Below are 17,682 nucleotides of genomic sequence, written 5' to 3' on the forward strand. Positions count from 1 at the left end.
GCTCTCCTTCAGTGTGAGCGGGCACGTGCGCCGGGGGCGTACGTCAGCGTCCGGGACGAATGCGGGCCGGCGCGGCGGGCCGGCGGGCCATGTCGAAGGTCAGCTCGGGAAGCCGGTCGCGCTGCCAGCCCAGGGAGGACAGCAGACTCAGCCCGTCTCCCTCGTTGTTGTGGGCCATCGGCACGGAGTAGAGGTCGACGGTGGACGGCCGGCGCAGCCGGTCCACGAGTTCGCCGGGGTTCACGTCGGTGAGGTGACGATGGCTGACGGTCAGCTCCCCGAAGGTGCGCTCCCATTCGTCTTCCAAGAGGTGCAGCACCTGCGTCTGGCGGCCCGCCTCGCCGCCCCGACGGCCCTCCCGGTAGGTGCGGATCACGGAGTGCCCGCCGTCGATGAGCCGGAAGATACTCAGATTCCCGGCGATCCGGTGTCCGTTGACGGTCACCTCCTGCACCAGCGTGGGCACGATGTCGGGCACCATGGCGGCGGCTCCGTCCCCCACGAAGGCAAGGACGTTGGCGTCCCGGGTCAGGGCCACCGCGGGCACCGCCTGGAGGGCGTCGCCCATCAGGGCCCGTCCGTACCAGCCGGAGAATCCCGGCCCGGTGCGCGGCAGGTTACGGATGGCGGAGAGCCCGCCCCGCCCGACGTCGAAGACGCCGGTGTAGGTGTACCCGTGGGTGGTGATCAGGGTGTCGAGGACCGAACCGAGGCGGTCGAAGAAGTAGTTGGGGCTCATCGGGGCCAAGGGCAAGGTGTGCACGATGTCGGAGGCGCTGTCCCGGCTCTCCCCGATGGCGCGGACCCGCCGCGACCTCAGCGGTTCGGCGACATCGAGCCGCCGGTGCAGCTCGCGCAGGAACTCCACTCCGTCGCACCTCAGCCGGTGGTCGGCGAATGGCGCCAGATGCTCTTCCTCCCGCGTGACCTGCACGATGCGCAGCGAGCGGGCGAGTGCCCGGGGGGAGAAAGGCGTCGCGGCCTCCGCGATCCGGCTCTTGAGGAAGAACAGGCACTGTTCGTCCCGCGGCCGGAGCCGCCCGCCGTGGTGCAGGAAGTCGTGGATACGGTCCGAGTAGCCGTAGACGCCGAGTGTGCCGAGGTACTCCGGTACGACTCCGCCGTCCCGGTAGCGGGCGACCGAGCCGGGGCGGGTGAGCGAGTCGGCGAGGGCGATCCCGGCCCGGGCCGCGATGTCGTGGACGAGATCGCGCTCCTCGGTGCCGAGCCTGCCGCACTGCCACAGAAGCCTGTCCGGACCGTGGTTCACGATCTCCATGACGGGAGCGATGGCGTCCTCGTGGACGGTGAGCCGTGCGCGGGGCCCGGTTTCCCGTGCGGGCCGGGAGGCCGGCGCGGCACCGGACCCGGCACGGTGCCGCGCGGATGCCGTCCGCGCCGCGACCGCCGTGGTGCGCAGCACCTCGGGCGTGGCCAGCAGCACGACCGGGCCGCGGCCGGCCTCGTAGGCCGTGAACGCCTCGCTCAGCCGGTCCGTCAGCTGCTCGGGGTCGTCGAGATAGAGGAACGGGACGCCCCTGGCCCGCAGTACCTCTCTGGTGTCCTCCGCGCCGTGCACGGTGCCCTGGAACGGAAACCACGCGTCCCGCGGCGAATCGGCGCAGACGATGAATCCCCGGGCACGCGCGTCCCGGAGATTGGCCAGGGTGCCGCGGAACTCGTCGGCCATCCCGCTGGTGACCACGATCAGGAAGGGTGCCGCGTCCAACTGCCACCGGGCCAGTGCCCCGCAGGCCAGGCTGTGTTCACTCGGACCGCGCAGCACCGGGTTGCCTCCGCGCGCCGCACGCACCTCCAGGTCCGCGATCAGACCGGACACCACGGAGCCCGTGTAGTAGTGCAGGCCCCAGGCGGAACCGGCCCGCTCGTCCAGGAAACCGGCCAGCTCGTCGGAGAGCAGCGCGGGCGTGCTCGCGGCGGCACCGCGCAGAGGGGCTCCGGTGTAGCCGAGCTGCACGTAGTCGGTGAACGCGCAGACGACGTCGGCTGCCAGGACCCAGGGCAGGGCGGGCAGTTGCCGCCGGGTGTAGGGGTGCGCCAGCAGTGCGGGGCCCAGCGGCGCCTCGTCGTAGACGAAGACCGTGTAGGGACTGAACTCGCACCGCACGGTCGCGGCCGACGCCTCGCGCAGCTCGGCGAGGCCCGCGCCGAGGCCGCCGCCGTCGCCCGCCGGGGCGGCCGGTACGTCGGCGGACCCCGCGTCCACCAGGACGAGAGCCAGCACGTCGTCGCCGTCGCGCCGCTCATCAGCCGTCAGCCGCCGTAGTTCGTCCGCCGCGTCGGCGAAGCCTTCGGTGCTGACCAGACGGATCTCGGCGTCGGGCAGCGCGCCGTCCAGGAACCTGCGGGCGCGGACCAGTGCGTGGCGATAGGCGTCCGGCGCCGGTTCCGGGGAGGCCGCAGGAGGTCCAGCGGCCACGAGTTCCCGTACGGACGGTCCGGCGGCGTCCGCCGGATCCGCCGGTCCGGTCCGGCCGGCCAGGTCCGACAGCGCGGCAGCGATCGTCCCGTGGAACGCGGCACGCCCGCTCACCGCCACGACGAGAAACCGGGGCCGTTTGTCGCTGTCGCTTCCCACAGTCGCCACTCCCCCGTTACGCACGCATGACCCACTCCGCCCAGCAGTCTGCATCGCACGCGCTGAAGGGGATCTGCATATCCTCTGGAGAGGTGTCAGCCGCCCGGTCGGTCACCGCCCCTGATCAGGTGCCGGCAGAGGCCCGCGTAGACCCAGTCCTCCCACTGCTCCTGCGTCCACTCCCGCTCGGAGGCGAGCAGGTGGTACAGCTCCGGGCCCAGCAGCGCGTAGCAGATGTCGACGGCCCGCTCGGGTCCGAGCCCGTCCGGAAGCAGCCCCTCGTCCGCCAGAGCATGGACGAACTGCCGCTGCACGAGGCGCCGTTGCTCCTTGTTCGTCTGCCACATGTCCCCGCCGTCCTCCTCGGTGACAGCCGCGTTGCGCAGCACCTCCAGGAGCGGGGCCGCCTGCTCGTTGATCGCGCGGGTGACCCGCACAAGGTGCCTGAGCTGCGCACACGGGTCGTCCACGGCGAGGGCTTCGGCCACCCCGGCGTAGGACGCCCCGCCTCCGGCATTGTCGTCGCAGGGCAGATGAAGACTGATCAGGTTCTTGAGAAGCCGCTGTTTGTTCCCGAACGAGAAGTAGACCGTCTGCACGGCCACACCGGCCTCCCGGGCGATGGACGCGATGGTCGTCGCCTCGTACCCGTGCTCGGAGAAGAGCTCCATCGCGGCGTCGAGAATGCGCCGACGCGTCAACTGCGCGCGCACACGTCTGGCGTCGGGCGTTTTCGGAGTCAGCATCACACCTCCCTTGCTATAGTCCTCGTCTAGAGTTGTCATATATTCACATCGAGGACAAGGGGTGCAAGCGTGACGGCCGATCCGACCGAAAAAGGGCCGATACACACCGCACGCGTCCCGCCATCGCTCCTCGTGCTCGTCACGGGCGGCATGGGTCTCTCCATGTTCGTGCTCTACGCGATAGGCGCGCTCGGGCCTTTCCTCATCGAGGATCTGGAGATTTCGAGCTCGCAACTGGGACTGCTGACCGCGGTGACCTTCGGCACGGCGACCGTTCTCTCGCTGTACGCGGGGCAGGTGGCCGACCTGTTGGGAGGCCGGCGCGCTTTCGCCCTGCTGATGGTCCTCGTCGCCGCCGACTTCGCTCTGCTGATCGCCACCAGGACGTACGGGTTCCTGCTCGGCGCGCTGGTGCTGGGCGGAGCCGCCCAGTCGCTCGCCAATCCGTCGACGAACAAGCTGATCACCACTCATGTACCGCCCGAGCGACGAGCGGTAGCCGTTGGGGTCAAGCAGTCGGGGGTGCCGCTCGCCGCGTTCACCGCCGGTCTGACCCTGCCCGCCCTGGCCGCGGCGATGTCCTGGCGCGCCGCGCTCGCCCTCGTGATCCCGGTCGCGCTGGCGGCCGCGCTGGCGGCCGTCCTGCTGCCCAAGGACACCGGACGGTCGGCGAAACTCCGTCTGGCCCTCCCCGCGGCGCCCAATCCGCCCACCCGGTGGCTGATGGCCGTCTCGCTCTGCATCGGCTGCGGACTCTCCGCCCTCAACACCTATCTGCCGCTCTACGCGCACCAGCGGCTGTCCATGGGGGAACGGAGCGCGGGTGCGCTCATCGCTGCCATCGGTGTGTCCGGCATCGCCAGCCGAGTGCTGTGGTCCCGGCTCAGCAACCGGCTGGACGTCCCTCGGTCGCTCCTCATCCTGACCGTCGCCTCGGTGGTGTTCGGGGCTCTGCTCCCCGCGGCCACCGGAGCGACCTGGCTCGTGTGGGTCGGAGCCGTGGGCCTCGGCTGCTCGGCCGCCGCGGCCAACGCGGTCTCCATGGTGGCGGTGACCCAGGGCAGCGGCTTCGGCGGCACGGGCCACGCGTCGGCCCTGGTCTCCATGGGTTTCTTCGCGGGATTTGTGGTGGGGCCGGTCACCTTCGGTCTGCTGGTCGACACGACCGGAGGCTTCGCCGCCGGCTGGGCCCTGGTGACGGCCGTCTTCGCCGTGGCCGGACTCTGCTCCTGGGGCGGTCGGCGGATTGTCCGGGACAGCGTGTAGCGGTGGGCACTACACGCTGTCCCGGACAATCTCCGTGGCGCGGCCGTCGTGCGGCTCAGGACATGAAGTCGTAGTGCAGGTGACTGTCCTCGGCGGCGTCGATCCAGGACCCGTAGCGGCGCATGCCGTACAGCAGCGGCAGCTGCAACTGCAACTGCGTGATGGCCACGGCCCGCCCCATGACCACGGCGTGGTCCCCGACCGGCTGCACGTCCTCGACCGCGCAATCCGCGATCGTGTGCGCCGCCTCGTACAGATGCGGGCCCCCGATCGGTCCCACCGTCCGCCACGCGACCTTCTCGAAGCGGTCCTTGGCGCCGGAGGCGAAGAGCTCTGCCGTCGGACGGGCCTGACTGTGCAGGAGGTTGACCGCGAAGGCCCCACTGCCCTTCACGGCCTCCAGCGTCGGACTGCCCTGACGCAGGCAGACCAGCAGCGTCGGCGGATCGAGCGCGACGCTGCACAGCGAGGTGCAGGTCATGCCCCACGGCTCCCCGCCGGGCGCGAGCGTCGTGACCACCGCGACGCCGGTGGGGAACCCGGCCATGAGCGGACGGATATCGGGCTGGTCTGCTTCCGGCACCATGGTGCTGGCCTCCTGGTGATGTGTCACGAGGGCGTGTGGACGGGAGATGACGGAACGGTGGACATGGGCAGGGCCGCGGTCCGTATCTCATCAACGAGGTCCGCGGTGAACGCCTCGCGGGAACTGCCGAGGAAGTGGAAGTGGCCGCCGGAGTAGACGCGTTCGGTGAACCGCCCGCGCGTCTGCCGGGCCCAGGGGGCCATCGACGCGATCGGCGCCCAGGAGTCGTCCACGGCACCGAAGGCGGTCAGCGGCGCGGCCAGCGGGGGGCGGTGCGCATCGGGACGGTACTCCGCGACGGCTCGAAGGTCGCTGCGGACGACCCGGAGGAAGCGGTCGCGGAACTCCGGTACGGCGTCGAGCTGGGCCGGCATGCCGCCCATGTCCCGCAGCCGGGCCATGAGCTCCGCGTCCGAACTGCCGTGGTCAGGAAGCCTCGTCAGCACCTCGTGACCGGGTGCCCCCCGTCCCGAGACACCGACCCAGCCGGGTCCGGCGCGGCGGGCCTCCAGCGCCCGCGCGGTCTCGAAGGCGACGATGGCCCCGAGACTGTGTCCGAACAGGGCCAGCGGCGCCCCGTCGGCCCAGGGCAGGACGTCCTCGGTCGCCGCCGCCACGATCTCGTCCATGTCCTCCAGGGCGGGCTGCGCGTGGCGCTTGCCCCGGCCCGGCAGATCCAGCAGCAGGACGTCCCAGTCGGCGGGCATGTGCCGGGTCAGCGGAAAGTACGAGGCAGCCGATCCGCCCGCGTGGTGGAAGGCCACGAGACGCAGCGCGGGCTCCGCCAGGTTACGGGGGCGTACGAAGTGACTCACGCGCCCTCCTCCCGTCCGTCGGCGCCGGCGGTACGGGCCTGGTCCGCGATGTCGTCGGCCAGCCGGCCGAAGAACTCTCCGAGCGGCAGATCCAGTGGCAGCTCTTCCGCCGTCAGACCCAGCCGGTAGTTCTCCTCGACCTTGGTGATGAACAGGACCGACAGGAAGGAGTCACCGCCGGCGTCCAGGAAGGACCCGTCGGCGTCAGGCTCCTCGGAGGCCTGCAGTGCCTCGGTGAGCACGGCCATGAGGTAGGCGCGCACGGCTTCCCGGTCCGCGGGCGCGGGGGCGCGGTGCCCCCGCGCGGCGACGGCCGAGTCCTGCCGGCCGCCGCCCGCGCCGACGAGTGGTTCGTCGATCCAGAAGCGCTTGCGCTGGAACGGGTACGTGGGCAGGTCGCCGAGCAGCCGGGTACCGGCCGCGCCCAGCTCCCCGAACCGGAGGTCCGCGCCGGCCCGGAACAGCGCGGCGAGAGCGGCGAGAAGCAACCCGGGCGCGGTGCCCCGGTCGTGCCCGACGAGAGGCACCGAACTCTCGCCCTCGGCGGTCTCCCACTCCAGACGCGCGGGTTCGCCGGCCCCGGCGTCGTGCTCCGGACGGACGCGGATCCCGAACCGGCCGACGAGCCGGGCCAGTGCGCCGCCCGGCCCCTGCCCCTCCACGGCCAGTCCGGCGGCCGCGGCGGGGAAGGTGTCCGCCAGCTCGGCGAACCCTTCGGCCAGCCGTGCCTCGTCACCGGAGAACCGCAGCACGGCCGCGCGGAGCGCCGATTCCCTGCGCGCGGTGGCGGGACCCCGGTTCTGTGCCGCGTCAAGTCCCTCGGTGAGTTCGCCGGCCGTGGTCCCGGTGACAGCGACCCGGTAGGCGAAGGCGGCTCGCCCGGTGCGCAGTGTGTGGCAGAGCGAAGGGAGTTGGGCCTCGTCCGTCCTCTTGAGGTACCCGCTCACGGCGCCCACGAGTTCCGCGAGGGCCACCGGGTCCTTGGCCGACAGGGTCAGCAGTTCGGGACGGCCGGTGACGGCGGGTGGCGGGCCGCCGGCCGGCTCGTACGCCTCAAGAACGACATGGGCGTTGGTGCCGCTCATGCCGAACGAGTTGACCCCGGCCACCTTGCGGGGCAGCGGCCACGGCTGCGCGCGGCGCGGCACAGTGACGGCCAGCCGGTCCCAGGGGATGTGGGGGTTCAGTTCCGCCCCGTCGTCCGGCAGCGCGGCGGGTATCTCACCGTGCTTGAGCATGAGCACCGTCTTGATGACGGCGGCGATACCGGAAGCCGCTTCCAGGTGCCCCAGGCGGGCCTTGACGCTGCCGATCGGCAGCGGCACGCCCCGCTCGCGTACGGCCGCGCCGACCACCTCGTCGAGCGCACCGACCTCGATGGGGTCACCGAGCGCGGTGCCGGTTCCGTGCGCCTCGACGTAGCCCAGCTCACCGGGTCCGACGCGGGCGTCGGCCAGCGCGGCGCGGAACACCTCCTGCTGCGCGGGTCCGTTGGGCGCGGTGAGTCCGGAGGCTGCCCCGTCGTGATTGACCGCCGAGCCGCGGATGGTCGCGAGCACAGGACGCCCCTCCTTCTCGGCGTCGTCCAGCCGCATCAGGACGATGGCACCGACTCCCTCACCCCGTCCGTATCCGTCGGCCGAGGCGAGGAAGGACTTCGACCGGCCGTCCGGGGACACGGCACGGGTCTGGCAGAGCGAGACCATCAGGCTGGCGGACAGCAGCAGATTGGACCCGCAGACCAGGGCGTAGCGGCACTCGCCGTCGCGCAGGGCCCGGACGGCGAGGTGCAGGGCGCTCAGCGACGAGGAGCACGCGGTGTCCACACTCAGCACCGGCCCGCGGAAACCCATCACATGACTGATGCGGCCGGCTCCGAAGCAGAGCCCCCCGCCGGTCGTGAAGTACGGGTCGATGCGGGTCAGGTCGGAGCGGTCCTCAAGGCGCTCGCCGTACTCCGAGGCCATCATGCCCAGATAGACGCCGACGTCGAGCCGGTCGGAGCGCCGGACGGCGATGCCCGCCCGCTCCATGGCCTCCCACGCGGTCTCCAGAAGCATCCGCTGCTGCGGGTCGAGCAGCTTGGCCTCGCGCTGCGAGATACCGAAGAACTCGGCGTCGAAGTGGGAGATGTCGGCGAGGAAGCCGGCACGGTCGACGTAGGAGCGGCCGGGCTTGCCCGGGACCGGGTCGTACACCCCACGCAGGCCCGGCCGGTCCTCGGGAATCTCCGAGTCGGCCGTGCCCTCTCCGCGCAGGAAGTCCCAGTACGCGTCTGGAGTGTCGAGTCCCCCGGGCAGCCGCAGGCTCATGCCCGCCACGGCCAGCGGTGCGTGCCGCTCGTCCTCAAGCTCCTGGATGCGGGCCTGGAGCCGCCGGGAGTGCTTGAGCTGATCCTCCATAAGCTGCCGGATCTGCGCGGGTTCCATGGTTTCCGCCCTCATTTCTCTGTCACCACATCTGCTTGCACGGCTTGGAGAAGTTCCTCGAACGACAGGTCCTCCAGGCGCGTACCGGAGTCCGCCGATGCCGCCGGTGCCGTGGGTACGGCCGCTTTCGTCTGTTGCGCCGACTCGGCAGGCGGGCCGGAGGGGCCGGCATGCTCCGCCGGGAAGAGGAGCTCGGTGACGTAGGACACCAGCTGGTCGACGGTGGGGTGGTCGAGCGCCACCGTGGCGGGCAGGTCCGCGCCGAGGTCGTGGGACAGCCGCGTGCGCAGGTCGATCACCATGATCGAGTCCAGCCCCGTCTCGGTGAACCCGAGGTCGTCGACGATGGCGGTCTCGTCCCCCAGGACCTCACCGGCCACGGTCCGCACGGCCTGGCGGAGCCGGTCCACGAGGTCGTCACGGTCGAGCCCGGTGAGCTGTTCCGTCAGCCGGCCACGAGTCGGCCCCGCTTCGGTGGAGCGGATCTGGCGGGTGACGAGGGACCGCACAAGGGCGGCCCTGGGATGGTCCGCGAGCTGTTGTGCGTACCCCTCATGGTCCATGGCCACCGCCACGAGCCGCCCCCCGGGGCTGCCCGACAGGACCGTCCGGATCACCGATTCGGCCTCCTCGTCGGTGAGTGAACGCAGGCCCCGCCGCTCCATGGCCCGTTCGACGGCGGCGGAGGCGGCCATGCCGCCCCTGGCCTCCGGTGCCCACGGGCCCCAGTTGACGCTGGTGGCGGGAACGCCCGCCGCCCGTAGCGTCATGGACAGGCCGTCCAGATATCCGTTGGCCGCGGCGTAGTTGACCTGCCCGGCGGTGCCGAGGACGGCGGACGCGGACGAGAAGAGCACGAAGGCGTCCAGCTCATGGCCGGCCAGGGCCTCGGCGAGGTTCGCCGCCCCGTGTGCCTTGGCGGCGAAGACGGCGTCGAAGGAGCCGGCGCCCAGGCGGTCGAACGCCTGGTCGTCGGTGACGCCCGCCAGGTGCAGCACCGTACGGAGCGGCGTCTCCTGTCCGGCCCGGGCCACGGCCTCGCGGCACGCATCGAGATCGGTGACATCTCCTCGCACGGCACTGATCCGGACGCCGCGGGCGGTCAGGTCGTCGATGACGGCCCGGGCCGTGGCGTCCGGTGCCGAGCGGGCCATGAGCGTGATGTCCGTGAAACCGCGACGGGCGAGGAACCCGGCAGTGCTCAGACCGAGCGCGCCGAGCCCCCCGGTGATCAGGGCCGCGGCGCCGCTCGCGGACACGTCGGGCTCCGGCTCACGGTCGGCGTCGTACGGGACCAGCCGGGCGACCCGCACCTCGTCAGGACCGATGGCGAGGCGCGGCTCGGGAACACCCTCGTCGAGCGACCGGATCAGCGCCTCCGTCAGGACCGAGGGGTCCCAGTCGGCGGCGAGCCCGATCCTGAGCAGCCGCCGGTCGGTGTGCTCGGCCTCCAGGGAGGTGAGCAGGCCCCACACGGCCTCGCGGACCGGCGCGCCGGCGCCGCCCTCCGCGGTGTTGTCGCTCATGTCACCCAGCACGGCGTACGGAATGGTCCGGTCCACCGCGTGCAGTGTGCCGGTCAGCTCCCGCGCCGCGGCGAGAGCGTCCGCGGGTCCGGTGCCACCCTCCCGGCCCGGCGCGAACCGGGCGTCCACCACGAGGTCGGCGCTCAGCGTGCCGGCCTCGCCGTCCGGTACGGGAATCACCTCGTGGCCGTGGGCCGCGCAGCCCTCGCGCACCGCTCGGCCGAGCTCGGTGCCGACGCCCAGCAGGGCGATCCGACGGCTCCTCACCGGACCGGTCACGGAGGCCGTGGCCGGCTTCTGCGCCGTCCAGGTGAGGTCGTACGTGTGGAGTGCGCCCTCCCTCAGCGAACGCTGGAGCAGGGCACGCGGAGCGCGGCGGAACCGGAAGTCGTCCACCGCCAGCACCGTGGCACCACTGCCGTCGAACATGTGCAGGTCGGCGGACTTCACCTGGAGCAGGCCGTCGTCCGGTCCGGCCTCGCGCACCGCGCGGACATGCCCCCACAGTTCCCGGCCGGGGACCGGGCGGCGGGGGAAGGACAGCCGGGCGATGGAGAACGGAATGGCCAGCCCGTCCTCTTCGGTCACCCGATCGCCGGTGACCGCGAACGCCACGGCGCTCTGCAGGCACGAGTCGAGCAGGCCGGGGTGGATCTCGTAACCGTCCGGGGACTCGTTCATCTCCGCGGGTTCGACGAAGCGGATGAGGGCCTCGTCGCCACGGATGTACGCGTCACCGATCCACCGGAAGGACGGCCCCAGGTGGTAGCCGAGCGAGCGCAGATGTCCGTAGAAGTCCGCTCCGGAGAGATGCCTGTCGGCGCTCTTCATGAACGCCGCCGGGTCGGGTCGCGCCGCCGCGTGCCGGCCGGTGTCCGGCCGGGTGCCCGCGTCCGCGATCCGGGCCGCCAGGTGCTGCTGCCAGCGCCCCGTCTCGCTGTCGAGCAGGCTGTGCACACTGACGCCACGGGCCTGCCGCTCCCGCGCCTCCTCCACGATCTGGAGCTCGTAACGCTCCCCGTCCCGCAGCACCAGGGCGCGCGGGAAGTGGAGATCCTCCAGCACAACGGGAATGCCGCCGCTGCCGAGAGCGGAGAGGACGGTGGCCGTCTGGGAGGCGCCGGGCACGGAGACCGTGCCGTAGAGCCGGTGGTCGGTGAGGTGCGCCGGGTATTCGGTGCTGCGCTCGGTGGCCCAGACCCGGCCGCCCAGGGCGGGCGAGCGGATCTCGGCCCCCCAGGCGAGGCCCCGGGCCACGGACCGGGTTCCTACGGCGACGGCACGCCGGCCCGCCCCGGTCCAGTACCGCGTCCGGGCGAAGGGATAGCGCGGTGCGGCGTCACGCGGACCGGACCGACGCGGGGTCACCTGTTCCCAGTCGATGTTCTGGCCGCCCAGATACATCAGCTGCGCGGCGCCGAGCAGAGCGGCGCGATCCCCGGTCCCTCTCCGCAGTGACGAGGCGAGCCCAGGGGTCTCGGCGAGTCCCGCGCCCTTCACGAGGTTGACCAGCGTGCGGTCCGGGCCGATCTCCAGGCAGATGTCGACCCCGAGGGAGCCGAGTTGGCGTGCGCCGTCGTGGAAGCGCACAGGCAGGCGTGCGTGCCGACGCCAGTATGCGGCGTCGTACTCGCCGGGTGCGGCGGGGCGGCCCGTCACGTTGGAGACGATGGGCAGGGCCGGCTCATGGAACTCCAGCTGGGCGAGGACGGCGTCGAACTCCGCCAGCGCGGGATCCAGCAGGCTGGAGTGGAAGGCGTGCGACACGCTGAGCATGCGGGCGCGCACCCCCTGCGTCTTCAGCCGCGCGGCAAGGCCGTCGACCGCGTCGGGCGCGCCCGACACCACGACGGACTCCGGGCCGTTGACCGCGGCGATGTCCAGTCCGGTGTCCGCCGTCCAGCCTCTGACGTCCGCCTCGGTGGCCACGACGGCGAGCATCGCGCCGCGTTCGGTGCCCTGCATGAGCCGAGCGCGGTGGGCGATCAGCCCGAGTCCGGTGGGCAGGTCCATCACCCCGGCGGCCATGGCCGCCGAAATCTCGCCGACGCTGTGGCCCATGACGACGGCGGGGCGGACACCCCAGGACGCCCACAGGCTGACCAGAGCCATTTCCAGGGTGACGAGGGCGGGCTGGGTGACCCGGGTCTCGTTGACGGCGGTCCGGTCGTCGCCGTAGTACACAAGGTCCGCGAGGGACGCACCGAGCAGCGGCGTCAGGATCCGGTCGCACGTGTCGAACGTCTCCCGGAACACCGCTTCGTTCTCGTACAGTTCGCGGCCCATGCCGTAGTACTGGCTGCCCTGGCCGGTGAAGAGGAACGCGACACGCGGCGCGCGGGTGGCGGCCGCCGGGTTTCCCAGCTGGGCGGAGAGCTGCGCCGGAGTCGCGCCGAGCAGAGCACGGCGGTACGGGAAGTGGGCGCGCCCGGCACCGGCGGTGGCGGCGAGCGAGTCCAGCTCCTCCTCGGTGGCGTTCTCCAGCCTCCGGGCCCAGGCCGATGTCAGACGCTCCAGCCCCTCGGGGTCGGGGGCGGACAGCGGGACGAGGCGCGAGGGCGGCTTCGGCCGGCTCTCCGCGTCCGCCGCAGGCACGGCCGGGGCGGCGACCTGGGGGGTCACCGGGGTCTCGGCCGGGGCGTCGGCGATCAGCAGGTGGGCGTTCGTGCCGGTGAAGCCGAATCCGGACACGCCGGCGACCCGCGGCCCGTCGCCGCGCCGCCAGGCGGTGGCGGTGTCCACGACGCGCACGTTCATCTCGGACCAGTCCACGTGCGGGTTGGGCTCCCGGAAGTGGAGGTTGGCGGGGATCACGTCGTGCCGCAACGCGAGCACCGTCTTGAAGAGCGCCGCCATGCCCGCCGCCGACTCGCAGTGGCCGATATTGCTCTTCACCGATCCCACGTGCAGCGGCCGCCCAGGCTTTCTGCCCGCGCCAAGGACCCGCCAGGCCGCGCCGAGTTCGACCGGGTCGCCGAGCGCGGTGCCGGTGCCGTGCGCCTCCAGGTAGGAGACGTCGGAGCCGGCGACGCCGGCCCGGGTCAGTGCCGCCTCCAGCATGCTCTCCTGGGCGCGGCCACTGGGGGCGGTCAGCCCGGACGAGGCACCGTCCTGGTTCACGGCGCTGCCGCGGATGACGGCGAGCACCCGGTCGCCGTCGCGCCGGGCGTCGCCGAGGCGTTTGAGCACGACGACACCGCAGCCCTCGGAGCGCACGAATCCGTTCGCGTCGGCCGAGAACGTACGGCAGCGGCCGTCGGGCGAGAGCATGTGCGCCTGGCTCACGGCAGCCCACGAGGCCGGGTCGAGCATGACGTTCACCCCACCGGCCAGCACCGTGTCGCTCTCGCCCGACCTCAGAGAGCCGACGGCCAGGTGCAGGGCCACGAGCGAGGAGGAGCACGCCGTGTCCACCGCGACGGCGGGCCCGTTCAGCCCGAGCGTGTAGGCGATGCGGCCGGCCGCCGCGTTGAGCGCGGTGCCCGTGCTGTAGTACGCGTCAACCCCTTCCAAGCCGTCCTGGGTCAGCAGCCTCGCGTAATCGCCGTAGCTGATGCCGACGAAGACCGCCGTGCGGGAGTTGCGCAGGGACGACGGGTCGATGCCGCCGTCCTCCATGGCGTGCCACGCGGATTCGAGCAGCAGCCTCTGCTGGGGGTCGAGGTTCTCGGCCTCGCGCGCCGGGACGGAGAAGAAGCCCGCGTCGAAGCGGTCGATGTCGCTGAGGAAACCGCCCTGGTCGGTGGTGACCGTGCCCGGGCGGATGGCGGAGGTGTCCCAGCGCCCGGCGGGCACCGAGGTGACACCGTCACGGCCGTCGCGGAGGAGCTCCCACAGTTCCTCGACGGAGTCGGCGCCGGGGAACCGCCCGGCCATGCCGACGATCGCGATGGGTTCACCGGTGGTCCCGGCCACGGTCGGGGCCTCCTCGGCCGACGGCCTCACACTGCCCCCGCTCCCCGCGGTCGCGGAGCTCCGCGCCGGGGAGCCCGGGACGCCCGCGGCAGGCGCGGGCCGTTCCCCGGACGTCTTCACGGCTCCGACCACGGTCCTGGACAGCAGGAACGCGGCCAGTTCGGCGACCGTGGGGTGGTCGAAGACATCCGCGACCTGAACGGTCGTCCCGAACACCTCGGAGAGCCGCGCCGTCAGGTCCACGGCCATGATCGAGTCGAGGCCGAGGTCGAAGAAGCCGACGTCCTCCCGCACGGCGGTGCTGTCGGCGTGGCCGAGTTGGGCGGCGAGCACACGGGTCACCGTGGCCCGCGCCGCGGCCGGGCGCTCGCCCGGCGTCAGCCCGTCGAGGAAGGAGCGCCCACCGGCCGCCGGCGCGGCGGGCGCGGCGTCGTGACGGCCGAACAGGCCGCGCGGGCGCAGCCCCGCCATCACCTGGCGGAGCCGGGGCAGATCCAGCGGGCAGATCACCAGCCGGCCATCCGCGCCGGGTGCCTGCCCGGTCAGGGCCGCCCGGCCCGTGTCGGCGTCGAGGGTGCCGACGCCCATACGCGCGGAACGCTCGCGCAGTGCCGAGTCGGCCATGCCCTCGCCGCCCAGCGCCCAGGGACCGTAGGCGATGCTCACCGCGGGGAGCCCGAGTGACCTGCGGTGCGCCGCGAGGGTGTCGAGGGCGCCGTTGGCGGCCGAGTAGGCGGCACAGCCCTCGGTGCCCCAGAGGGCGGAGACCGAGGACGTGAGAACGAAGAAGTCCAGCTGCCAGGCGCAGCTCGCCAGATGGAGCCACCAGGCGCCGGCGGCCTTGCCGCTCAGGGCCGCCGCGAATTCCTCGGCGCCCGTCTCCGTGACAGGGCTCCGCCGCAGTGTCCCCGCGGCATGGAGCACACCTCGTACGGGCGGCATGTCGGCCAGTGCCTCGCAAGCCCGTTCCAGCGCCTCCGGTGTGTCGCAGCCGCCGCCCCGGTAGACGGTGCGGTCGGTGCTCCGGGCGAGGTTCTCCAGCAGTGCCGCGGCCTCGGGGCCCAATTCGCCCTCCGGGCGGCGGCCGATGAGCAGCAGGTTGCGGGCTCCGCGGCGCACGAGGTCTCCGACGAGCTCCCTGCCGACGGCGCCGAGCCCGCCGGTGACGACGTACGTCGCGTCCTCGCGGACGGTCAGCTCGGCGGTGTGCCCGGCGGCCTCGGTCAGCCGGGCCACCATGACTTGCCCGTCGCGTATCGCCGCCAGGTCCTCGACACCGGGCGCCGCCGGCGCGACCTGGTCGGCCACGAAGTCGATGAGGGCGCCGGTGTCGTCATCCTCGGGGGTGAGGGGCAGATCGATGATCCCGCCCCAGGCGGTGCCGAGTTCCAGTCCGAGCACCGGGGCGAGCCCGTGGAGGAGTCCGTGCCCCGTGCACACGGTGCGGTCCCCGTCCGAGGTGCGGACCGCGGCCCGGGTGAGCACGAACGCACGGCCGCGGTCCCCCGCGCCGCCGGCGACGGCGCACACGGCGACCGTCACGGCGGCGCAGAGGGCCGCCCCGTCGGCCAGAGGGTCCACCGAGCAGTCCGTCGTGCCGGTACCGGGGCCGCCGGGCTCGTCGGCGTCCGGACCGACGGGCAGCCTGTCGCCCTTCATGACCAGCAGCAGGGTTCCCGGTTCCCGGTCCTCGCGGTCCTCCCAGAACCGCTGCCAGGCCTGGGCGCCGGAGGGCAGTTCCGCGGTGGCCCAGCCGTCGGCCCGCTCGGGGGGTACGGGAGTGAGCAGGGTCCCCCGCACCCCCCGGGCAGTCGCTCCGCGTACGAGCGTCTCCAGGAGTTCCTGGTCGTCGCCCGCGAAGATCAGGGAGCCGGAGGCCGCGGCACCGGACGGTTCCGCGGTCCGCCACACCGTCCGGTGTGCGGTCGGCAGGAGGCGGTGCTCCGCATCGGCCGGCGTCGCCCCGCCGTCCGGAGCAGCGGGCGTCACCGACCCGGCGGGCAGGGTCTCGGGTGCGTGGCGCGTCCGCTGCCAGGGATAGGCCGGCAGATCGATGACGTGACGGGGCAGCGCGTCCCGGAGCCGGTCGGCCTCCGGGGCCGCTCCCTCGGCGAGGGTCACGTCGGCACGCGGCTCACCGGCCGCCAGGGCCCGCAGGCCAGCGGCCGCCGACTCGGGGTCGCCGCAGGTGAGGCGGGCGCGGAACTCGTGCCGGGTCCGTCCTGCCCCTGCCGAGTAGGCGAACGCCGCGTAGGAGTCGGGGCCGAGCGCCGCCACACGGTCCGCGTACCGGCCGGCGAGGGCGCGCAGCGCCTCGGGCGTCTTCGCGGAGATCTCGAACCCCTCGACCCCGGGGCCACCGGTGTGGGGGCTGCCGTCGCGGCGGGTGTCCTCGGGAGGTCCGAGGATGACGTGCGCGTTGGTGCCGCTCATACCGAAGGAGCTGACACCGGCGTAACGGCCGCTGCCGGGGGCCCAGTCGGTGAGTTCCCGTGGCACGGTCATCCCGGTGCCGGAGAGGTCGACCCTGGGGTTGAGCGTCCGGAAGTGGACGACTGGCGGGGCCTTCCGGTGACGCAGGCACAGCATCGCCTTGACCAGTCCGGCGATGCCGGCGGCGGCCTCCAGGTGACCGAAGTTGCTCTTGGCCGCTCCGACGGCGATGGGGGCACCGTCGTTCGCCCGGCCGAGCGCCGTCGCCAGCGCCTCCATCTCGATGGGGTCGCCGAGCGCGGTCCCGGTGCCGTGGGCCTCGATGTAGCCGATGTCCGAGCGCTCCAGGCCGGACTCGGCGAGTGCCTTCTCCATGAGGGACACCTGGGAGAGCACGTTGGGGGCGGTGAAGCCGCCCGAGCGGCCGTCCTGGTTGACGGCGGTGCCGTGGATCACGGCGTGCACGCGGTCCCCGTCGCGCAGGGCGTGGTCCAGGCGCTTCAGGACCACGACACCGCACCCCTCGCCGCGGACGAATCCGTTGGCGCGGGCGTCGAATGCCTTGCAGAGACCGTCGGGGGCCAGCGAGCGGGTCTCCTGCACCAGCCTCATGGACCGGGGGGACAGGATGAGGTTCGTGCCCGCGGCGAACGCCACGTCACAGTCTCCCCGCCGCAGCGCCTGTGCGGCCAGGTGTACGGCAACCAGAGAGGACGAGCAGGCTGTGTCGACGGCCATCGCCGGCCCGTTGAGGCCGAGGGCGTGCGCGATCCGGCCGGCCGCGAAGTTGTGCCCGTTGCCGGTCGTCCAGTAGGCATCCGGCTCGCCCACGAGCCAGTCCCGGTAGTCCTGCCACATGATGCCGAGGTACATGCCGGTCTGGGTGCCGGAGAGCCGGTCGGCGGGCAGGCCCGCGTTCTCCATCGCCTCCCAGGCGACCTCCAGCAGAAGCCGCTGCTGGGGGTCGAGATGACGTGCCTCGCGCGGGCTGATGCCGAAGAACGCGGCGTCGAAGTCGAGCACCTCGTCCAGGAACCCGCCACGCTGCGGGAGTCTTTCCCACTCGGCGTTGAACGGTTCCTTCCGGTTCTGCGGAATGGGGCGGACCATGTCGCGCCCGGCCGCCAGCGCCTCCCAGTAACCGTCGAGGTCGTCGATGCCGCCGGGCAGCCGCAGGCCGACGCCGACCACGGCGACGGGCTGACCGTCCTCCTGCTCCTCGATGCGCTGACGCAGGGTGCGGATCGTGGCGAGTGCGCGGGTGAGTGGGGTCTGCCGGCTTCCGTCGGGTGCAGCGGTCTCTTCGGTCTCTTCCATGGGGTGGTATTCCTCGCGGTCGTACGACAGGACGTGGGAAAGGCCGGGCC

At 72.7% G+C, this 17,682-nt stretch carries 7 protein-coding genes; 1 reads left to right on the forward strand and 6 read right to left on the reverse strand.

Annotated features, from left to right (window positions below; all coding sequences use genetic code 11):
• Positions 1-43 precede the first annotated feature (43 nt).
• Positions 44-2,599, reverse strand: coding sequence for a hypothetical protein (locus tag IF11_RS0102520; protein WP_051745360.1), 2,556 nt, complete (start codon positions 2,597-2,599; stop codon positions 44-46).
• A gap of 95 nt (positions 2,600-2,694) precedes the next feature.
• Positions 2,695-3,345, reverse strand: a complete 651-nt coding sequence (locus tag IF11_RS0102525) for a TetR/AcrR family transcriptional regulator (protein ID WP_030349713.1) — start codon at positions 3,343-3,345, stop codon at positions 2,695-2,697.
• Between the two features lie 69 nt (positions 3,346-3,414).
• Between IF11_RS0102525 and IF11_RS0102530 the strand changes: the two genes are divergently transcribed.
• Positions 3,415-4,611, forward strand: a complete 1,197-nt coding sequence (locus IF11_RS0102530; protein ID WP_051745363.1) for an MFS transporter — start codon at positions 3,415-3,417, stop codon at positions 4,609-4,611.
• 55 nt (positions 4,612-4,666) lie between these two features.
• Here IF11_RS0102530 and IF11_RS0102535 read toward each other — a convergent pair whose 3' ends face one another.
• From IF11_RS0102535 to IF11_RS0102550, 4 genes are read right to left on the reverse strand one after another with little or no spacing between them, the layout of a single operon-like run.
• Positions 4,667-5,197 (reverse strand): flavin reductase family protein, encoded by a 531-nt coding sequence (locus IF11_RS0102535; RefSeq protein WP_030349715.1) that lies wholly within the window; start codon positions 5,195-5,197, stop codon positions 4,667-4,669.
• A gap of 23 nt (positions 5,198-5,220) precedes the next feature.
• Entirely contained in the window at positions 5,221-6,012 is a 792-nt protein-coding gene (locus IF11_RS0102540; RefSeq protein WP_051745365.1) for a thioesterase II family protein, read from the reverse strand.
• Entirely contained in the window at positions 6,009-8,441 is a 2,433-nt protein-coding gene (locus tag IF11_RS0102545; RefSeq protein ID WP_030349717.1) for a beta-ketoacyl synthase N-terminal-like domain-containing protein, read from the reverse strand. The genes IF11_RS0102540 and IF11_RS0102545 overlap by 4 nt, the downstream gene beginning before the upstream one ends.
• Before the next feature lie 11 nt (positions 8,442-8,452).
• Positions 8,453-17,632: a type I polyketide synthase gene (locus IF11_RS0102550; RefSeq protein ID WP_030349718.1), complete on the reverse strand. Its 9,180-nt coding sequence runs from the start codon at positions 17,630-17,632 to the stop codon at positions 8,453-8,455.
• Positions 17,633-17,682: the final 50 nt, after the last annotated feature.

This window comes from Streptomyces scopuliridis RB72, from assembly GCF_000718095.1.
In the GTDB taxonomy this organism is placed as follows: Bacteria; Actinomycetota; Actinomycetes; order Streptomycetales; family Streptomycetaceae; genus Streptomyces; species Streptomyces scopuliridis.